The 16,113-nt window shown below is 69.2% G+C and carries 13 protein-coding genes and 1 riboswitch; of the genes, 8 read left to right on the forward strand and 5 right to left on the reverse strand.

The features are described from left to right. Positions 1-20 precede the first annotated feature (20 nt). The 5 genes from V5F66_RS20615 to V5F66_RS20635 all read left to right on the forward strand — a co-directional run bounded on the left by V5F66_RS20615 (position 21) and on the right by V5F66_RS20635 (position 5,130). Entirely contained in the window at positions 21-539 is a 519-nt protein-coding gene (locus V5F66_RS20615) for a FixH family protein (protein ID WP_394008446.1), read from the forward strand. Between the two features lie 211 nt (positions 540-750). Continuing rightward, entirely contained in the window at positions 751-2,982 is a 2,232-nt protein-coding gene (locus tag V5F66_RS20620; RefSeq protein ID WP_394094633.1) for a heavy metal translocating P-type ATPase, read from the forward strand. Next, positions 2,979-3,188, forward strand: coding sequence for a cbb3-type cytochrome oxidase assembly protein CcoS (gene ccoS, locus V5F66_RS20625; RefSeq protein WP_011996124.1), 210 nt, complete (start codon positions 2,979-2,981; stop codon positions 3,186-3,188). The genes V5F66_RS20620 and ccoS overlap by 4 nt, the downstream gene beginning before the upstream one ends. After that, positions 3,185-4,309, forward strand: a complete 1,125-nt coding sequence (locus V5F66_RS20630) for a hypothetical protein (protein WP_393999627.1) — start codon at positions 3,185-3,187, stop codon at positions 4,307-4,309. Before ccoS ends, V5F66_RS20630 begins: the two co-directional genes overlap by 4 nt. Positions 4,310-4,374: 65 nt before the next feature. After that, positions 4,375-5,130, forward strand: coding sequence for an SDR family oxidoreductase (locus V5F66_RS20635; RefSeq protein ID WP_011996126.1), 756 nt, complete (start codon positions 4,375-4,377; stop codon positions 5,128-5,130). A gap of 113 nt (positions 5,131-5,243) precedes the next feature. On the opposite strand, the gene V5F66_RS20640 is transcribed toward V5F66_RS20635, so the two are convergent. From V5F66_RS20640 to V5F66_RS20650, 3 genes are all read right to left on the reverse strand, one after another. Continuing rightward, complete coding sequence (locus tag V5F66_RS20640) at positions 5,244-6,740, reverse strand: TrkH family potassium uptake protein (RefSeq protein ID WP_394094634.1); 1,497 nt, start codon at positions 6,738-6,740, stop codon at positions 5,244-5,246. A gap of 133 nt (positions 6,741-6,873) precedes the next feature. After that, a complete protein-coding gene (gene apaG / locus V5F66_RS20645; RefSeq protein WP_011996128.1) occupies positions 6,874-7,266 on the reverse strand; it encodes a Co2+/Mg2+ efflux protein ApaG in 393 nt (130 codons plus the stop codon). A gap of 112 nt (positions 7,267-7,378) precedes the next feature. Beyond that, positions 7,379-8,599, reverse strand: a complete 1,221-nt coding sequence (locus tag V5F66_RS20650; protein WP_011996129.1) for an O-succinylhomoserine sulfhydrylase — start codon at positions 8,597-8,599, stop codon at positions 7,379-7,381. A gap of 80 nt (positions 8,600-8,679) precedes the next feature. Beyond that, positions 8,680-8,760, reverse strand: a riboswitch (SAM riboswitch). 75 nt (positions 8,761-8,835) lie between these two features. On the opposite strand from V5F66_RS20650, the gene V5F66_RS20655 reads away from it, so the two are divergent. Next, positions 8,836-9,963, forward strand: a complete 1,128-nt coding sequence (locus V5F66_RS20655) for a 2'-deoxycytidine 5'-triphosphate deaminase (RefSeq protein ID WP_011996130.1) — start codon at positions 8,836-8,838, stop codon at positions 9,961-9,963. Between the two features lie 13 nt (positions 9,964-9,976). Here V5F66_RS20655 and V5F66_RS20660 read toward each other — a convergent pair whose 3' ends face one another. After that, complete coding sequence (locus V5F66_RS20660) at positions 9,977-12,235, reverse strand: FUSC family protein (RefSeq protein WP_394094635.1); 2,259 nt, start codon at positions 12,233-12,235, stop codon at positions 9,977-9,979. Positions 12,236-12,424: 189 nt separating this feature from the next. Here V5F66_RS20660 and zapE point away from each other — a divergent pair, with 189 nt between their 5' ends. Both zapE and V5F66_RS20670 read left to right on the forward strand, forming a co-directional pair. Then, complete coding sequence (gene zapE / locus V5F66_RS20665; protein WP_011996132.1) at positions 12,425-13,612, forward strand: cell division protein ZapE; 1,188 nt, start codon at positions 12,425-12,427, stop codon at positions 13,610-13,612. Between the two features lie 106 nt (positions 13,613-13,718). After that, positions 13,719-14,570 (forward strand): outer membrane protein, encoded by an 852-nt coding sequence (locus V5F66_RS20670; protein WP_394094636.1) that lies wholly within the window; start codon positions 13,719-13,721, stop codon positions 14,568-14,570. A gap of 87 nt (positions 14,571-14,657) precedes the next feature. Here V5F66_RS20670 and V5F66_RS20675 read toward each other — a convergent pair whose 3' ends face one another. Continuing rightward, on the reverse strand, positions 14,658-16,079 hold the full coding sequence (locus V5F66_RS20675) for a glutamate synthase subunit beta (protein WP_011996134.1): 1,422 nt from the start codon (positions 16,077-16,079) through the stop codon (positions 14,658-14,660). Positions 16,080-16,113: the final 34 nt, after the last annotated feature.

The following is a 16,113-nucleotide window of genomic DNA, read 5'->3' on the forward strand; positions in this document are numbered from 1 at the left end:
AAAAACAAGGGAGGCAGGAGGTGGCACATCAGGACGTGGCCCATGCCGATGTCCCCCGCCGGCCGCGTGAGCTGACCGGCCGGGCGGTGCTCTTGATCCTCCTCGCCTTCTTCGGCGTGGTGATCGTGGTCAATGTCATCATGGCGCGCTTCGCCGTCTCCACGTTCGCAGGCGTGGAGACGGAGAGTTCCTACAAGGCCGGGCTCGCCTTCTCGGCCGAGCATCGCGCCGCCGAGGCGCAGGTCGCCCGGCACTGGAACGTGAACGTGGAACTGGCTTCTCCGGGCAATGAGGCGCGGGTGGTCACCATCCGCGTCCTGGATCCCTCGGGGATGCCGCTGTCGCAGCTCACCCCTGACGGGCGTTTTGCCCACCCCACCGACGCCCGGCGCGACGTGGACCTGGACCTGAAGCCCCTCGGCGACGGCCGCTACCGCGCCACGGCGGTGGCGGGACCTGGCCAGTGGGATCTGGTGATTGATTTTGCGCAAGGCGGAGAGCGGCAGTTCCGGTCCAAAAATCGCGTGCAGCTTCCGTAAGCCGCTGTGAACGGGCAACCGGCTTCCTCCGGCCTCCCGATGCGGCATCGAGACTGCCGGGCGGCATCCGTCCAGAGTCGTCCGCACCTTGAGTACGATCAGGCCGGTTGGTTCGTCGCGCCGGCCGGCCTGTCGTACTTTTCTCTCATTCGGGTCCGCATCTTCCCGCCGCGCGGTGCGGCGGGGCCCCGCAGCCCCCGGGGATGGAGCCATGGCTGAGGCGATCGACTATTCCGTTTTCGTCGCGCGGTCCGAGGACGGCCTCGCCCAGATGAGCCTCGCCGTGGACGGCATCGACTGCGCCGCCTGCATCGCCGAGATCGAGGACGGGGTAAAGGCGCTGCCTGGCGTGGTGCGCGCGCGCCTCAATTATTCCACCCACCGCCTCACCGTCGCCTGGCGCGAGGAGACCTCACCGGACCGGGTGGTGAGCCAGCTGGAAGCCCTGGGCTATCGCGCCCACCCCTTCGCCGGCCGGGCCGAGGAGAGCGAGGCCCGCCACGCCCGCTGGCTGCTGCGCTGCCTGGGCGTCGCCGGCTTCGCGGCCATGAACATCATGCTGCTGTCGGTGTCGGTGTGGTCGGGCAATGTCACCGACATCACGCCGGAGACGCGGGATTTCTTCCATTGGGTCTCGGCCCTCATCGCGCTGCCGGCGGCGGCCTATGCCGGCCAGCCCTTCTTCCAGAGCGCTTTCCGGGCGGTGCGCTCGGGCCGGCTCAACATGGACGTGCCCATCACTATCGGCGTCACCCTGGCGCTGGGCATGAGCGTGCTGGAGACGGCGCTGAGCCAGCCCCACGCTTATTTCGACAGCGCCATCATGCTGCTGTTCTTCCTTTTGGCCGGGCGCTACCTCGACCATGAGGCGCGCCGGCGCACCCGCGCCACGGCCGGCAACATCGCCGCCCTGCGGGGCGAGATGGCCCATCGCCTCGGCGCCGACGGCGTGCCGGTGCTGGTGCCGGTGCAGGCCCTGCAGCCGGGCGACACCATCCTCGTCGCGCCCGGTGAGCGGGTGGCGGCGGATGGCGTCATCGCCTCCGGCCAGTCCAGCATCGACGAAAGCCTCGTCACCGGCGAGACCCTGCCGCGCGCCCTGAAGGCGGGGGATGCGGTCTATGCCGGCAGCCTCAACGGCGAGGGCGCGTTGCACCTGACGGTTACCGCCGGCGGCGAGAACACCCTGGTGGACGATGTGCAGCGCCTGCTGGATGGCGCGCTGGCCGAGAAGGGCGCCTATGTGCGCCTCGCCGACCGGGTGGCGCGGCTCTACGCCCCCATGGTGCATCTGACGGCGCTGGTCTCCGCCATCGGCTGGCTCCTCGCCGGAGCGGACCTGCATCATGCGGTGATGATCGCGGTGGCCGTGCTCATCATCACCTGTCCCTGCGCGCTGGCCCTCGCCGTGCCCGCGGTGCAGGTGACGGCCACCGGCCGGCTGTTCCGCGCCGGCCTTCTCATCAATGCCGGCGACATGCTGGAGCGTCTCGCCGCCGTGGACACGGTGGTGTTCGACAAGACCGGCACCCTGACGCTGCCGGAGCCCGCCCTTGCCCTGCCGCGCGGGGCGGACCGGGCGCTGGTGGGCCTTGCCGGGCGGCTGGCCCTGTCGAGCCGCCACCCGCTGGCCCGGGCCCTCGCCCCGCGCGCGGACGGGCCGGCCATCGAGGGCGTGACCGAGGTGAGCGGGCAGGGCGTGGAGGCGCTGGTGGACGGCGCGGTCGTGCGCCTCGGCAGCCTCGCCTTCTGCGGCGCGACCCTGCCCGCCGATCTGCCGGCCGGCGCCTCCCTCATCGCCCTGCGTCGTGGCGGCCAGACCCTGGTCATGGGTGTCGAACAGGCCCTGCGGCCGGACGCGCAGGATGTGGTGGCGGCGCTGAAGGCGCGCGGCCTCGACGTGCGCATCCTCTCCGGCGACCGGGAGGCCGCCGTGACCCCCGTGGCGCAGGCGCTGGGCATCGCCCATTGGGACGCAGGCCTGAAGCCCGCCGACAAGATTGCCGCCCTTGATCGCCTGAAGGCGGAAGGCCGGCGCGTGCTGATGGTGGGCGATGGCCTCAACGATGCTCCGGCGCTGGCCGCCGCCACCGTGTCCCTCTCCCCCGCCACCGGCGCGGCGGTGACGCAGGCCCATGCGGACGCGGTGTTCCTCGGCCGCCGCCTCGCACCGGTGATGGCGGCGGTGGACGGGGCGGGGGTCGCGGCGCGGCTGATGCGGCAGAACCTCGCCATCGCCGTGCTCTACAATGTGATCGCGGTGCCGCTGGCCATCGCCGGCTTTGTGACGCCGCTGGTGGCAGCGCTTGCCATGTCCGGCTCTTCCATACTCGTGACCGTCAACGCCTTGCGCGCGGCGCGGCCGGGGCGCAAGGATGAGGCGACCGACGCCGCGGCCCCTGCCGGCGGCGATGCCCGCACATTGGAAGAGGCGGCCGCGTGAACGTCCTCGTCTATCTCCTGCCGCTCGCGCTGCTGCTCGGCCTCACCGGCCTCTTCGCCTTCCTGTGGAGCCTGAAGAGCGGCCAGTATGACGATCTCGACGGCGCCGCCGTCCGCGTCCTGTCGGACGACGACTTGCCCGGCTCGGGCTCGGCCGAGCGCAATTCACCGGCGAGCAAGCCCCGCAACGGTGGATCCAAGCCATGAGACGCACCGCGTCCGCCCCCGAACCCCGCGCGGGCATGCTGGTGTGCGTCTGCGACCCGCAGCTCGACGCCCCCGCCAACGACAACGGGCCGCGTCCCGTCTCCACCTTCGGCCTGGCCCTGGGCTTCGCCTTCGCCGTGCTGGCGCAGACCGTGGCCTCCGCCGCCCTGCCGCTCGCCGGCGCCCAGCTGGCGCCGCGTCCGGAACTGGTGACCTGGCCGTTCGCGGCCATGCTGCTGGGGGCTGCGCTCGCCTCCTTCCCGGCGTCCTTCCTGCGTGACGCGTTCGGCCGGCGCACCGGGTTTGCGCTCGGCGCGTCGCTGGGCATCGCCGGCGGGGCGCTTTTGGTGGCGGCGCTGATCCAGCGCCAGTTCGCCTGGGCCTGCCTGGGAGCCCTGTGGCTCGGCATGGCGCAGGGCTTCTCCTTCTTCTACCGGCACGAGGCCGCCGCCGCGAGCGGGCGGCCCGCCGCCGCCACGGCCGGCGTGCTGGCGGGCGGCGTCGCCGCCGCCTTTGCCGGGCCGACGCTGGCCGGCTTCGCCGAACAGCTTGCCGCACCTTATTTCCTGGTGGGCGCGGCGGCGCTGGCGGCCCTGGCGCACACCTGTTCCCTCGGGGTCGCGGTGACGCTCGCGTCCGACCCGACCACCGTGTTCCATCCCAAGGCCAAGGCGCCCCTCTCTGCCATCCTGTGGCCGACCCTGGTGGGCGGCGCGGCCTGGTTCGGCATGAACACTGTCATGTCCGGCGCGCCTCTGGCGCTGGTGGGCTGCGGCATCGGTGGGGCCGCCGTGTTCGGTTTCATCGCCTTGCACGTGGCCGCCATGTATGCGCCCGCCGTGCCGCTGGCCTTCGTGGGAGATCGTGTGCCGCCGCTGGTGATCGCAGTGGCCGGAGCGCTGCTGGTGGCCATCGGCATCCCGCTCCAGAGCCTGGGCACGCCGGAGACCATCACCGCCGCCCTCATCTGCGTGGGGGCCGGCTGGTCGATAGCAACCGTGGGCGCGACGGCGTGGATCTATCGTGCCGGCCAGCCCAGCCGCCTCGCTTTGGCGCTGCATGATGGCGGCCTGTTCTTCGGCGCCATCTGCGGCGCGCTGCTGGGCTATGTTCTGGCCTGACGGCTTGGCCGGAGTGTGCGCCAGACGGTAGGAAGGCGGGATCGCCCAATGGCCGGGAGCCCGCCTTGACACATCCCTTCTCGCTGGACGGCCAGACCGCCCTCGTCACCGGCTCGGTGGCCGGCCTCGGCTATGAGATCGCGACCGCCCTCGCGCTGGCGGGGGCCCATGTGCTGGTGAACGGCCGCGACGCCGCCCGCCTCGGCCCGGCGGTGACCGCCATCATCCGCAAGGGCGGCAAGGCCGAGCCGTTCGTGCTCGACGTGTGCGATGCCGAGGCGGTCACCAAGGCCATCGCGGCGGCGCCGCCCATCCATATCCTCGTAAACAACGCCGGCGCCCGCGACCGGCGCGGCTTCCTCGACATGGAGGACGCCGCGTTCCGCCGGCTCGTGGAGCTGGACCTGTTCGCCCCCGCCCACCTCACGCGGGAGGTGGCCAAAGCCATGGTGGCGCGCGGCAAGGGCGGGCGCATCATCAACATCACCTCCATCGCCGGGCCGCTGTCGCGGGCGGGGGATGCCGCCTACACCACCGCGAAGGGCGGGTTGGAGGCGCTGACACGGGCGCTCGCCGCCGATCTCGGGCCGCACGCCATCACGGTGAACGCCATCGCGCCCGGCTATTTCCTCACCGAGCCCAATGCCGAGCTGGCCCGCGACCAGGCGGTGGGGGAATGGCTGTCGCGCCGCACCTCGCTTGCCCGCTGGGGGCGGCCGGACGAGGTGGCGGGGGCGGCGGTGTTCCTCGCCTCGCCCGCCGCTTCCTATGTCACCGGTCATGTGCTGGCGGTGGACGGCGGCTACATGGCGCACTTCTGAGCGGCTTCGCTCTTTCCGCGTTCTTTCGCTCAAGCGCCGCGTGGGGCTTCCAGGCGCCTTCGCTCAATCGCCGCGCGGGCTTGAGCGCGCGGCTGCAGTGCTGCGAGGGCGCGTCAGCGCACCCAGAAGCGCGGCAGGAACAGCACCAGCACGGTCAGGATCTCCAGCCGCCCCAGCAGCATGGCCGCCGTGAGCAGCCACAGGGCGGAATCCGGCAGGACGCTGTAGTTGGAGGCCGGCCCCACCAGCGGCCCCAGCCCCGGCCCCACGTTGGCGAGGCAGGCGATGGTGGCGGAGAAGGCGGTTTTCAGGTCGAGCCCCAGCATGTTGAGGGCGACGCCGAACAGGAAGAAGGCCAGCAGATAGAGGAAAACGAAGGACAGAACCGAGGCCACCACGTCGTCCGCCACCGGCGCGCCGCCGTAGCGCAGGGGGAACACCCCGGCGCGGAACGAGATGCGCTTCAGGTGCTGGCGGATGGCCTTGGCGGTGATGGCAAGGCGCAGGGCCTTGAGGCCGCCGGAGGTGGAGCCGGTGCAGCCGCCGATGAACATCAGAACGAAGAAGATGGCGTCGGAGGTGGTGCCCCAGTTGGTGTAGTCCGCCGCCATGAAGCCGGTGGTGGAAATGAGCGAGGCGACGGTGAACAGCGCCCAGCGCAGCGCCGTCTCGCCGGAGGCGACGCCGCTGACCGTGAGCTGCAGGAAGGAGAGGCCGGTGAACAGCGCCACGATGGCGAGGAACAGCCGCACCTCCGGATTGGAGAAGATCCGCCACGGGTCACCGGACAGGGCGCGCACATAGAGCGGGAAGGGCAGGGCGGCCATGAGCATGAAGACCACGGCCACATAGTCCACCGCGGGCTTGGCGAACACGGTGAGCGATGAGTCCGAATTGGCGAAGCCGCCGCTCGACAGGGTGGACATGGCGATGGTGACGGCATCGAAGGGCTTCAGCCCCGCCATCAGGTAGAAGCCGGCGCAGACGGCGGTGAGCAGCACATAGGCGACGAGCAGGCGCTTGGCGATGGCGCCGGCGCGGGGCAGGAACTTCTCCGACTTGTCGGAGGATTCCGTGCGGAACAGCTGCATGCCGCCGATGGACAGCATGGGCAGCACCGCTATGGCGATGGCCACGATGCCGATGCCGCCAAACCAGTGCAGCAGCGCCCGCCACAACAGGATGCCGGGCGACATGGCGTCCAGCCCCGACATCACGCTGGCGCCGGTGGTGGTGAGCCCGGACATGCTCTCGAACATGGCGGCGGTGAAGGAGAGGCGGGAGTGGCCCCACATGAGCGGCAGGGCCGCGAACAGCGACAGCACCACCCAGACCGACGAGGTCAGGAGGAAGGCCTGCCGGAGGTCGAGCTTGCTGACCTTCTGGCTGCGCCCGCTCATCCATAGCAGCACGCCGACGAAGATGGTGATGGCAGAGGCGCCGACGAAGGCACCCTGTCCGCCGGAGCGCGTGGCGAAATCGACCATCGCCGGCACCAGCATGGCGACGCCGAGGATGGCGAGGAGGACGCCGAGCGTCGCCGCCACCGGACGCAGGCTGAGCACCGAAACGGCCTCGGCCTCCACCGTTGGGATGCGCGCGGCGTGCATGACGTCCCCCTTCCCCTAATGCGTCTTCGAGCGAAGTGGATGCCGGGTTAGTTCAAAAAATGCGATGCGCAAACGAGATAGAGCATTTTCCGGGAACGTCGTGCACGGAAAATGCTCTCGCCCGTGGCGTTTCTCAGTTCAGGACGCGGCGCACGTCCGGCACATCCAGCGAGAAGGCGGGGATCTCGATGGAGAAGGTCTCGCCGTTGTCGGCCAGCATCTCGTAGTGCCCGCTCATGATCCCGGTGGAGGTGTTGAGCGGCACGCCGCTGGTGTATTCGAATCGGCCGCCGGGCGGCAGGGTGGGCTCCTCGCCCACGACACCGGCGCCGTGGACCTCCTCGGTGTGCCCGTTGGCGTCGGTAATGACCCAGTGGCGACCCTTCAGTTGCACGGTCTCCTGGCCCAAATTGGCCACCTCGACGGTATAAGCCCAAAAATGACGGCCCTGGTCGGGCTCCGATCGCTCCGCCACATAACGCGGCGTCGCGGTCACCTGAATATTCCGAGTGATGGCGCGGTACATACCCGCTCGAGCTCCCCTCACCGCGGGAGAAAATGCCCCCGCGGGCCACAGTGAACCCGCGTTGCCGTCCGGGCGCAACAGTCCGCTCCGTCACGCCGCCGGAATGGAGCCGTTACAAGGCTCCGGCGGCGGTGGCGAGATCGGCGATCAGGTCGTCGGGATGCTCGAGCCCCACGGACAGGCGAAGCAGGCCGTCGGAAATCCCCATCTCGGCGCGGGCCTCCGGCGTGAAGCGCTGGTGGGTGGTGGTGGCCGGATGGGTGATCAGGCTCTTGGCATCGCCGAGGTTGTTGGAGATGCGGATCAGCCCGAGGGCGTTGGCGAAACGGAAGGCGCCCTCCTTGCCGCCCTCCACCACGAAGGTGACGAGGGTGCCGCCGCCCTTCATCTGCCGGCGGGCCAGCTCGGCCTGCGGATGGTCGGCGCGGCCGGGATAGAGCACGGTCTCGATCTTGGGCAGGCCGGCCAGAGCATCGGCGATGCGGCCGGCGCTCGCCTGCATGCGCTCCACCCGCAGCGCCAGCGTCTCCAGGCCCTTCAGCATGATCCAGGCGTTGAAGGGGGAGATGGAGGGGCCGGTCTGGCGCAGGAAGGTCTGCAGGTGGTCAGTGACGAACTGCTGGGAGGAGAGGATGACGCCGCCGAGGCAGCGGCCCTGGCCGTCCACATGCTTGGTGGTGGAATAGACCACGATGTCCGCGCCCAGCTCGAACGGGTGCTGGAGCAGGGGAGTGGCGAACACATTGTCCACCACCAGCCGGGCGCCGGCGGCGTGGGCGATCTGCGCCACCGCCGCGATGTCGATCAGCTCCAGGGTGGGATTGGTGGGGCTTTCCAGGAAGAACACCTTGGTGCTCGGCCGCGCCGCCGCCTGCCAGGCGGCAAGGTCGGTGCCGTCCACCAGGGTGGTCTCGATGCCGAAGCGCGGCAGGAAATCCTCCAGGATCCAGCGACACGAGCCGAACAGCGCGCGCGCCGCCACCACATGGTCGCCGGCCGAGAGCTGGCACAGCAGCGCCGCGTTCACCGCCGCCATGCCGGAAGCCGTGGCCCGGGCCGCCTCCGCGCCCTCCAGCAGCGCCATGCGTTCCTCGAACATGGCGGTGGTGGGATTGCCGTAGCGGGAATAGACGAAGCCCGGATCCTCGCCCTTGAAGCGGGCCTCGCAGGACTCGGCATTGTCGTAGACGAAGCCCTGGGTCAGGAACAGCGCCTCGGAGGTCTCCCCATAGGGCGAGCGCGTGGTACCGCCATGGACTAGGCGCGTCTCCGGGTGGAGTGTAAGGGGATCTTTGGGGATGAATTTGGGGGCTGGCTTTTGCGCCACGGACATGACGGTCTCCGGGGGAGGCCGAGGGGATCAGGCGCGGTTCGCCGCCGCGGTGGCCGGTGTGCGGCGCGCGCGGCTTGCCCGTCTGTTCGTCCCCGGCCTTTTAGCAAGGTTGTTTAACGTGGCTGCAAGCGGGCCGGCTCAAATTCACCACGAGTGAGCGCCAGTAAACGCCCGGCCTCCCCTTGGCGTCAAGGGTTTCGTCCGGTAAAGCGAACAAAAAGGACGGGAAAGCGGATATGACCGTGCGAGCGACGGAGCACCAGAAGCCCGGCATCCTGCCCGCCGAGGCCATTTCGGCGCTGAAGGCGACGGGCGCCATCTCCTGCCGCCGGCCGCTCGATGCGGACCAGATCCAGCCGGCGAGCCTGGACCTGCGGCTCGGCCGCACGGCGTGGCGAGTGCGCGCGAGCTTCCTGCCGGGGGCCGGCGTCTCGGTGAAGGAGCGCCTCGCCGATCTCGCCCTGCACGATTTCGACCTCGCCAAGGGTGCGGTGCTGGAGACCGGGTGCGTCTATCTGGTGGAATTGTTCGAGCGCCTGAAGCTGCCCTTTGATCTGGCGGCGGCGGCGAACCCCAAGAGCTCCACCGGCCGGCTCGACGTGTTCGTGCGCGTCATCACCGACGGCGCGCGGGCCTTCGACACCATTCCCGCCGGCTACAACGGCCCGCTCTATCTGGAAATCTCTCCGCGCACCTTCCCCATCCTGGTGCGCACCGGCTCGCGCCTGTCGCAGGTGCGCTTCCGTCGCGGCGTGTCGCGGCTGTCGGATCTCGAATTGCTGAGCCTGCAATCCGCCGAATGCCTGGTGGATGCCCCCCAGCCGGACGTGGCGGCGGGCGGCATCGCGCTGGGCGTCGATCTCGCCGGCGAGGTGATCCCCGGCCTGCAGGGCTTCCGCGCGAAGAAGCATACCGGCGTCATAGACGTGGACGAGGCCGGCGTGCTCGACGTGGAGGATTTCTGGGAGCCCATCCGGCTGCGGCCGGGCCGCACGGCGGGGCTGGTGCTGGACCCCGACGCCTTCTACATCCTCGCCTCGCGGGAGGCGGTGCACGTGCCGCCGGACTATGCGGCGGAGATGGTGCCGTTCGATCCCCTGGTGGGCGAATTCCGGGTGCACTATGCCGGCTTCTTCGATCCCGGCTTCGGCAATCCGGCGGCCGGCGGGCGCGGCGCCCGCGCGGTGCTGGAGGTGCGCTCGCGGGAGGTGCCCTTCATTCTGGAGCATGGCCAGACCGTGGGCCGCCTCGTCTATGAGCGCATGGCGGGCCGCCCAGGCACGCTCTACGGCGCCGACATGCGTTCCCACTACCAGGGGCAGGGGCTGAAGCTCTCCAAGCATTTCAAGCCCGTGGGGAGCTGAGCACTCCGGCGCCTTACCCCTTGCCGATGGTAGAGGTGGCGGCCGCGCGGCCGGCGGCGATCATCTCCTCCTTGCGCCACGGCACGGCGTCGTTGAGCGCGGCATTGAGTTCGCGCAGCGGGCGCAGCACCGCGTCGGAATAGGCGAGATAGTCCGCCACCAGCGGCAGCACCTCCATCACGGCGGGGTCGTCCGCCATGCCCAGCACGGTGGAGACCGCGGCATCCACCGCCGGGGTCGCCGCATCGGCGCTGCCGCTGCCGGCCTCGCCCAGCACCACCTCGAAGCCGGTGAGGATGCGCGAGCGCGCCGCCTCGATCACGGCCACGACCTCCTCGCGCGCATCGGCGCCCATGGCGCACAGGCGCAGCGCCACGTCCTCCATCAGCGCGAGATAGGTGATGAGCACGTCGAGGGTGGAGACGATGTTGGCCGCGTCCCCCGTCGAATGGCCGAACACCTGCTCGGCGCCGAGATTGGGCAGGCGCGTGCCCATGGCCCGCACGTCCTGGGCGAGGGCGGAGACGCTCGCCTTCTCCCCCGGGTGGGGCCACCAGGAGGCGAAGGCGACGCGGGCGCGGCGCACCAGCGCCTTCACCTCGGGCCGCAACTGCTCGGCGAGATAGACCGGCAGCACCAGATAGGACACCACCAGGGCGATGGCGGCGCCGATGGCGGTCTCGTAGATGCGGGCCAGCATGCCCTCGGTGCCAAGGCCGGAAATGATGTGCAGTCCCAGAACCACCGACAGGCCCACGGCGGCGGATGCCACGTCGTAGCGGTCCTTCTGGGTGACGAGCGCGATCATCTGGGCCGCCATGCAGAAGGCGGCGAGAATCCAGATGTGCGGGCCAAGGCCCAGGAACAGCGCCATGCCCACCACCACGCCGATGAGGGTGCCCACGGTGCGGTAGCGCACCCGCATATAGGTCTCGCCCACGCTGTTGCCGATGACGAACATGACCGTCATGGTCGCCCAATAGGCGTGGTCGAGATGCACCCCGAGGTCGAGGGCGGTGGTGACGGCCGTGGCGATGGCGCCCTGGCAGGCGACGCGCATGGGCGCGGACAGGGTGCGCCGGCCGTCCGGCCCCTTCACCAGCGCGGGGATGACGCGCGGCGCCGGCGGGGTGGGCGCCGCGTCGTCGTGGGGCGGCGGGAAGGGCGCGGTCTCGGCGGCGGCGATGCCGGTGACCACGAGGGACAGCCGGTCGAACGCGGTCAGAGCCCGCAGCAGGGCGAAGCGGGCATCCGGCGGCAGTTCCGGAGCGAAGGCGAGGCGGCGCAGGGACGCCACCGCGCGCTCGAAGCGCTCCTCCGCGTGTACGTCGGAGACCTCGACTGCCTCCAGCCGCCGGGCGATGTGGTCGGCTGCGGCGGCGAAGGGGTGGCGCCAGTCCGGCGTGTTCGGTGCCTTCTCGGGCACGCAGCTGGCAAGCAGCTCTACCGCCACCCGCAGCCGGTAGAAGCGGACACGCAGGCGCTCGAAATCCGGCTGGGCGGAGGGGTCCTCGGCAATGGCCGAGGCCAGCGCGTTCCAGACCCGGCCGCGCAGGTTCTCCAGCGCGTCATTGGCCTCTTCCGGGAAATGCCGGCCGTGGCGCACCGCCTCGGACAGTTCGCGCAGATAGGTCGCCACCGCGCCTTGCATGTCGAGCGTGGTTTCGACGAAGGCATTGACGGCGGAGGGGCGCCAGGGGGACAGGCGCACCGCCGCCGCCACCAGCGCGCCCTGGCAGAAGGCGGCGAGCAGCAGCGCCCCCTCGAACCGCGTCGGCCTGAGGATGGTGCCCACCGTGGCGACGACGATGAGAGCGAGGCCGAGCCTCTGCCCGTCCATGCCATAGCGCCGCAGCGCCAGGGCGAAGAAGGCGAGGGGGATGAGCAGCAGCTTCTGGACGATGTCGTTGCCCGGCCCCTCGCCGGGGCCCACCAGCGTCACCGCCAGCAGGAAGACGAAGCCGAGGGCGAACAGGCGCGCCATGGTGCGCGCCTCGGCAGCGACGCTCGCCGCCGGATTGAAGCTGATCATCACCAGCGCGGCACAGCCGGCCATCATGGGAAAGGTGACATCCATGTTCAGCCGGAACCCGGTGGAGGTCGCGTAGCCCACCAGGATGACGATCACGAACGAAACACCGAGATGGAACGCCCGCGTGAGATCGACCCCGCCGGGATCATGGTCGGCGAGCCACCCCTTCAGCCGGTCGAGGAGCGGCTTGCGGGGGTGGGGCGGGAATAATGGAACTGGAGATGACAGTGGGGGCGACATGGGGTCGGGTCCGGGGCGGCGCGACGTCTCGGGCATGGGCGGAGGAATTCACGGTTCGCCGGGCCTGTCCAGTGCGGCAAGAGCTGCGCCGGCATGCATTCAACTTTTCCCGCATCTGCTCTATAGCCAGCCCTGCCTTCGGCGAAGCACGGCGCCGAGACTTCCTTGCGGCGAACGGGAATGGGCTCAATGACAGCGGAAACGAAGGCGCGGGTACGGGAGTTGTATGCGGCGAAGCTGGCCGCGGGCGATATTTCGGACGATCCGGCGCAGGCCATGGTGGTGCAGGAATTCGCCCGCCTGGAGCTGGAGCTGCGCGAGCGGGCCATGGCGCAGAAGTCTTCGGCGCTGGGCTGGCTGTTCCAGCGCCGCGCCCCGGTGACGCCCAAGGGCATGTATGTCTACGGCAAGGTCGGCCGCGGCAAGACCATGCTCATGGACCTCTTCTTCGACGCCCTGCCGCCCCGGGCCAAAAGGCGGGCCCATTTCCACGAATTCATGGGCGACGTGCACGAGCGCATCTTCCGCGAGCGCCAGGCCCAGAAGCAGGGCGACCGCAAGGTGGGCGATCCCATCATCGCGGTGGCGGCGGCGCTGGCCGACGAGGCGAAGATCCTGTGCTTCGACGAATTCCACGTCACCGACATCGCCGATGCCATGATCCTCGGCCGGCTGTTCGAGAAGCTGTTCGCCGACGGCGTGGTGGTGGTGGCCACCTCCAACGTGGCGCCGCAGGACCTGTATTCCGGCGGCCTCAACCGCGCGCTGTTCCTGCCGTTCATCGGCATGATCGAGGAGCGCATGCAGGTGATGACGCTGGATTCGCGCACCGACTACCGCATGGAGAAGCTGGAAGGGGTGTCCACCTGGTACACGCCCCTCGGACCGGTGGCGGATGGAGCGGTGGCGCAGGCCTGGCGCCGGCTCGCCGGTCCTGGCGGCGGCGTGCCCGGCGAGATCCTGTTGAAGGGCCGGCGCGTCGCCATCCCGGCCATGGCCAACGGCGCGGCGCGCTTCACCTTCGCCAACCTGTGCGAGGCGGCGCTGGGCCCCAACCCCGATTACCTGCGCCTCGCGCGCATGTTCCACACCGTCGTGCTGGAGCACATCCCCATCCTGGGACCGGACCAGCGCAACGAGGCCAAGCGCTTCATCTCGCTGATCGACACGCTGTACGATTCCAACGTGAAGCTCATCGCCTCGGCGGCGGCGGAGCCAGATGCGCTTTATCTCGGCACCGAGGGGGCTGAGGCGTTCGAGTTCGCGCGCACGGTGTCGCGCATCCACGAGATGCGCTCGGGCGAATATCTGGCGAAGCCCCACGGCCGCCCGGATTCGGCCGCGTCGGGGGACACCACGGGCCTGGTGGAAACCTGAAGCCACGTGGCCCGCCGCGCGGGCTGGTACCCAGCGCTTTTGAATGGGCGCATTGACGCAATTTTGCCGTGCGGGTAAAGGATTTATTTACCTCCGGGAGAGATCGATGCGCTCCTACTTCGTCGCGGTTTTTGCTGCTTCAGTGATGAGTGGAGCCGCATGCGCGGCGGATTTGGCGGTCGCCGTCACCAAGGCGCCGCCTGCACCTGCATCCTTCAACTGGACGGGCTTCTATATCGGCGGCAATGCCGGCTATGCCTGGAACTCCGGAGCGTTGGATGGCGTCGGCTATATCTATGGGAGCGATTACGGCTCCTACAGCAATGGCTGGTTCAATGGGCAGAGATCATCCGAAAGCAACTCTTTCACCGGAGGTGCGCAAGCCGGTTATAATTACCAGATTGGGCGAGCTGTTTTAGGGTTCGAGGCGGATATAAACTATGCTGATGTGAGCCAAACTTATGCCGCAAGCAGCACTTATGATCTTTACCCTTATCCCGTCGATAGGCCCGATTACAATTACCACCTGAGAGAGCAGCTTGACGCGAGCGCATCGGTGGAGTGGTTCGGGACCATCCGTGCTCGCCTGGGCGTCACTGCGCTCGACCGCCTTCTGGTCTATGCGACGGGTGGCGCCGCCTATGGCAAGGTGAGCGGCAGCGGTAGCTATTCGTGGCGTGAATACGGCTTCTGGTGGGGCGGCCCGGGCGACCACGCCTTTGACCGCAGCGGCGGATTCGGCGGCTCCGATAGCTCGGTACGTTGGGGCTGGACGGCGGGCGGCGGGCTTGAATACGCCATCACCGACAACATCACGGTAAAGGGCGAATATCTCTACGTCGATCTCGGGAGCAACGACTACCGGATTCCCGAGGCAATTGGCGGTGATGAATTCGTCACCTGGACCAGTTCGACCAAGCTGAATGTGGCGCGGCTGGGCGTGAATTATAAGTTCTGAAGACCCGCCCGCACACGGTGCCGATTTCGGCCCCGTGTGCGGGGATAGCGTGAGCGGTCCTGAGGGATCACTCCGTCCCCTGCCGGCTCAGCGCGGCAGGGTGGTCGCGCCCATGAGTTCCTTGTCGATGGCGTGGGCGGCCTGGCGGCCTTCCCGGATGGCCCACACCACCAGCGACTGGCCGCGCCGCATGTCGCCCGCCGCGAACAGCTTGGGCACGGACGTGGCATAGGCGAGATCGTCGGCCTGCACGTTGCCGCGCTTGTCCAGCACCACGCCGGACTGCTCGATGAGGCCGGGATGGGCCGCATGGGCAAAGCCGATGGCGAGGAACACCAGGTCCGCGCGCAGCACGAACTCGGTGCCGGGAATGGGCTGGCGCTTCTGGTCCACGCGGGCGCACTTCACGCCGGTGACGCGGCCGTTGCGCCCCTCGATGCCCAGGGTGGCGCAGGCGAACTCACGCTCGGCGCCCTCGGCCTGGGAGGAGGAGGTGCGAAACTTGGTGGGCCAATAGGGCCACACCGCCAGCTTGTCCTCCTTCATGGGAGGCACGGCGCGGATGTCGAGCTGGGTGACCGAGAGCGCCCCCTGCCGGAAGGCGGTGCCCACGCAGTCGGAAGCGGTGTCGCCGCCGCCCACCACCACCACATGCTTGCCGCCGGCGACGATCGGGATCTCGTTGACCGGCTCGTCGCCTTCGCGGCGGTTCGACTGCACGAGATAGGGCATGGCGAAGTGCACGCCCTCCATCTCCTGGCCCGGCAGCTTGGGATCGCGCGGGGCTTCGGAGCCACCGGCGAGGAGCACCGCATCGTGGGTATCGAGCAGCTCCTGGAACGGGCGCACGATGCCGATGTTCTCGTTGTAGTGGAACGTCACACCTTCCGCTTCCATCTGCTTCACGCGACGGTCGATGTGGTGCTTTTCCATCTTGAAGTCGGGGATGCCGTAGCGCAGCAGGCCACCGGCCTTGGGCTCGCGCTCAAAGACATGCACGTCATGGCCGGCGCGGGCGAGCTGCTGGGCGGCGGCAAGGCCCGCCGGGCCGGAGCCGACGATGGCCACCTTCTTGCCGGTCTTCACCAGGGCGGGCTCGGGCTTGATCCAGCCCTTCTTCCACGCCTTGTCGGCGATGGCCTGCTCCACCGTCTTGATGGTGACGGGCATGTCCTCGAGGTTCAGGGTGCAGGCTTCCTCGCACGGGGCGGGGCAGATGCGGCCGGTGAACTCGGGAAAGTTGTTCGTGGTGTGGAGGTTGCGCGCGGCTTCCTCCCACTCGTCGCGATAGACGAGGTCGTTCCAGTCTGGAATCTGGTTGTGCACGGGGCAGCCGTTGGGCCCGTGGCAGAAGGGCACGCCGCAATCCATGCAGCGCGAGGCCTGGTTAGCCACCTCCGCGTCCGGCAATGGCAGCGTGAACTCGCGGAAATGGCGGATGCGGTCGGAAGCGGGCTGATACTTCTGCTCCCGCCGGTCGATCTCCAGAAAACCCGTGACCTTGCCCATCAGAACCCCTTAGGCGAACCTCGTTGAGGGAACC

It is taken from the genome of Xanthobacter versatilis (assembly GCF_043193975.1).
GTDB lineage: Bacteria > Pseudomonadota > Alphaproteobacteria > Rhizobiales > Xanthobacteraceae > Xanthobacter > Xanthobacter autotrophicus_E.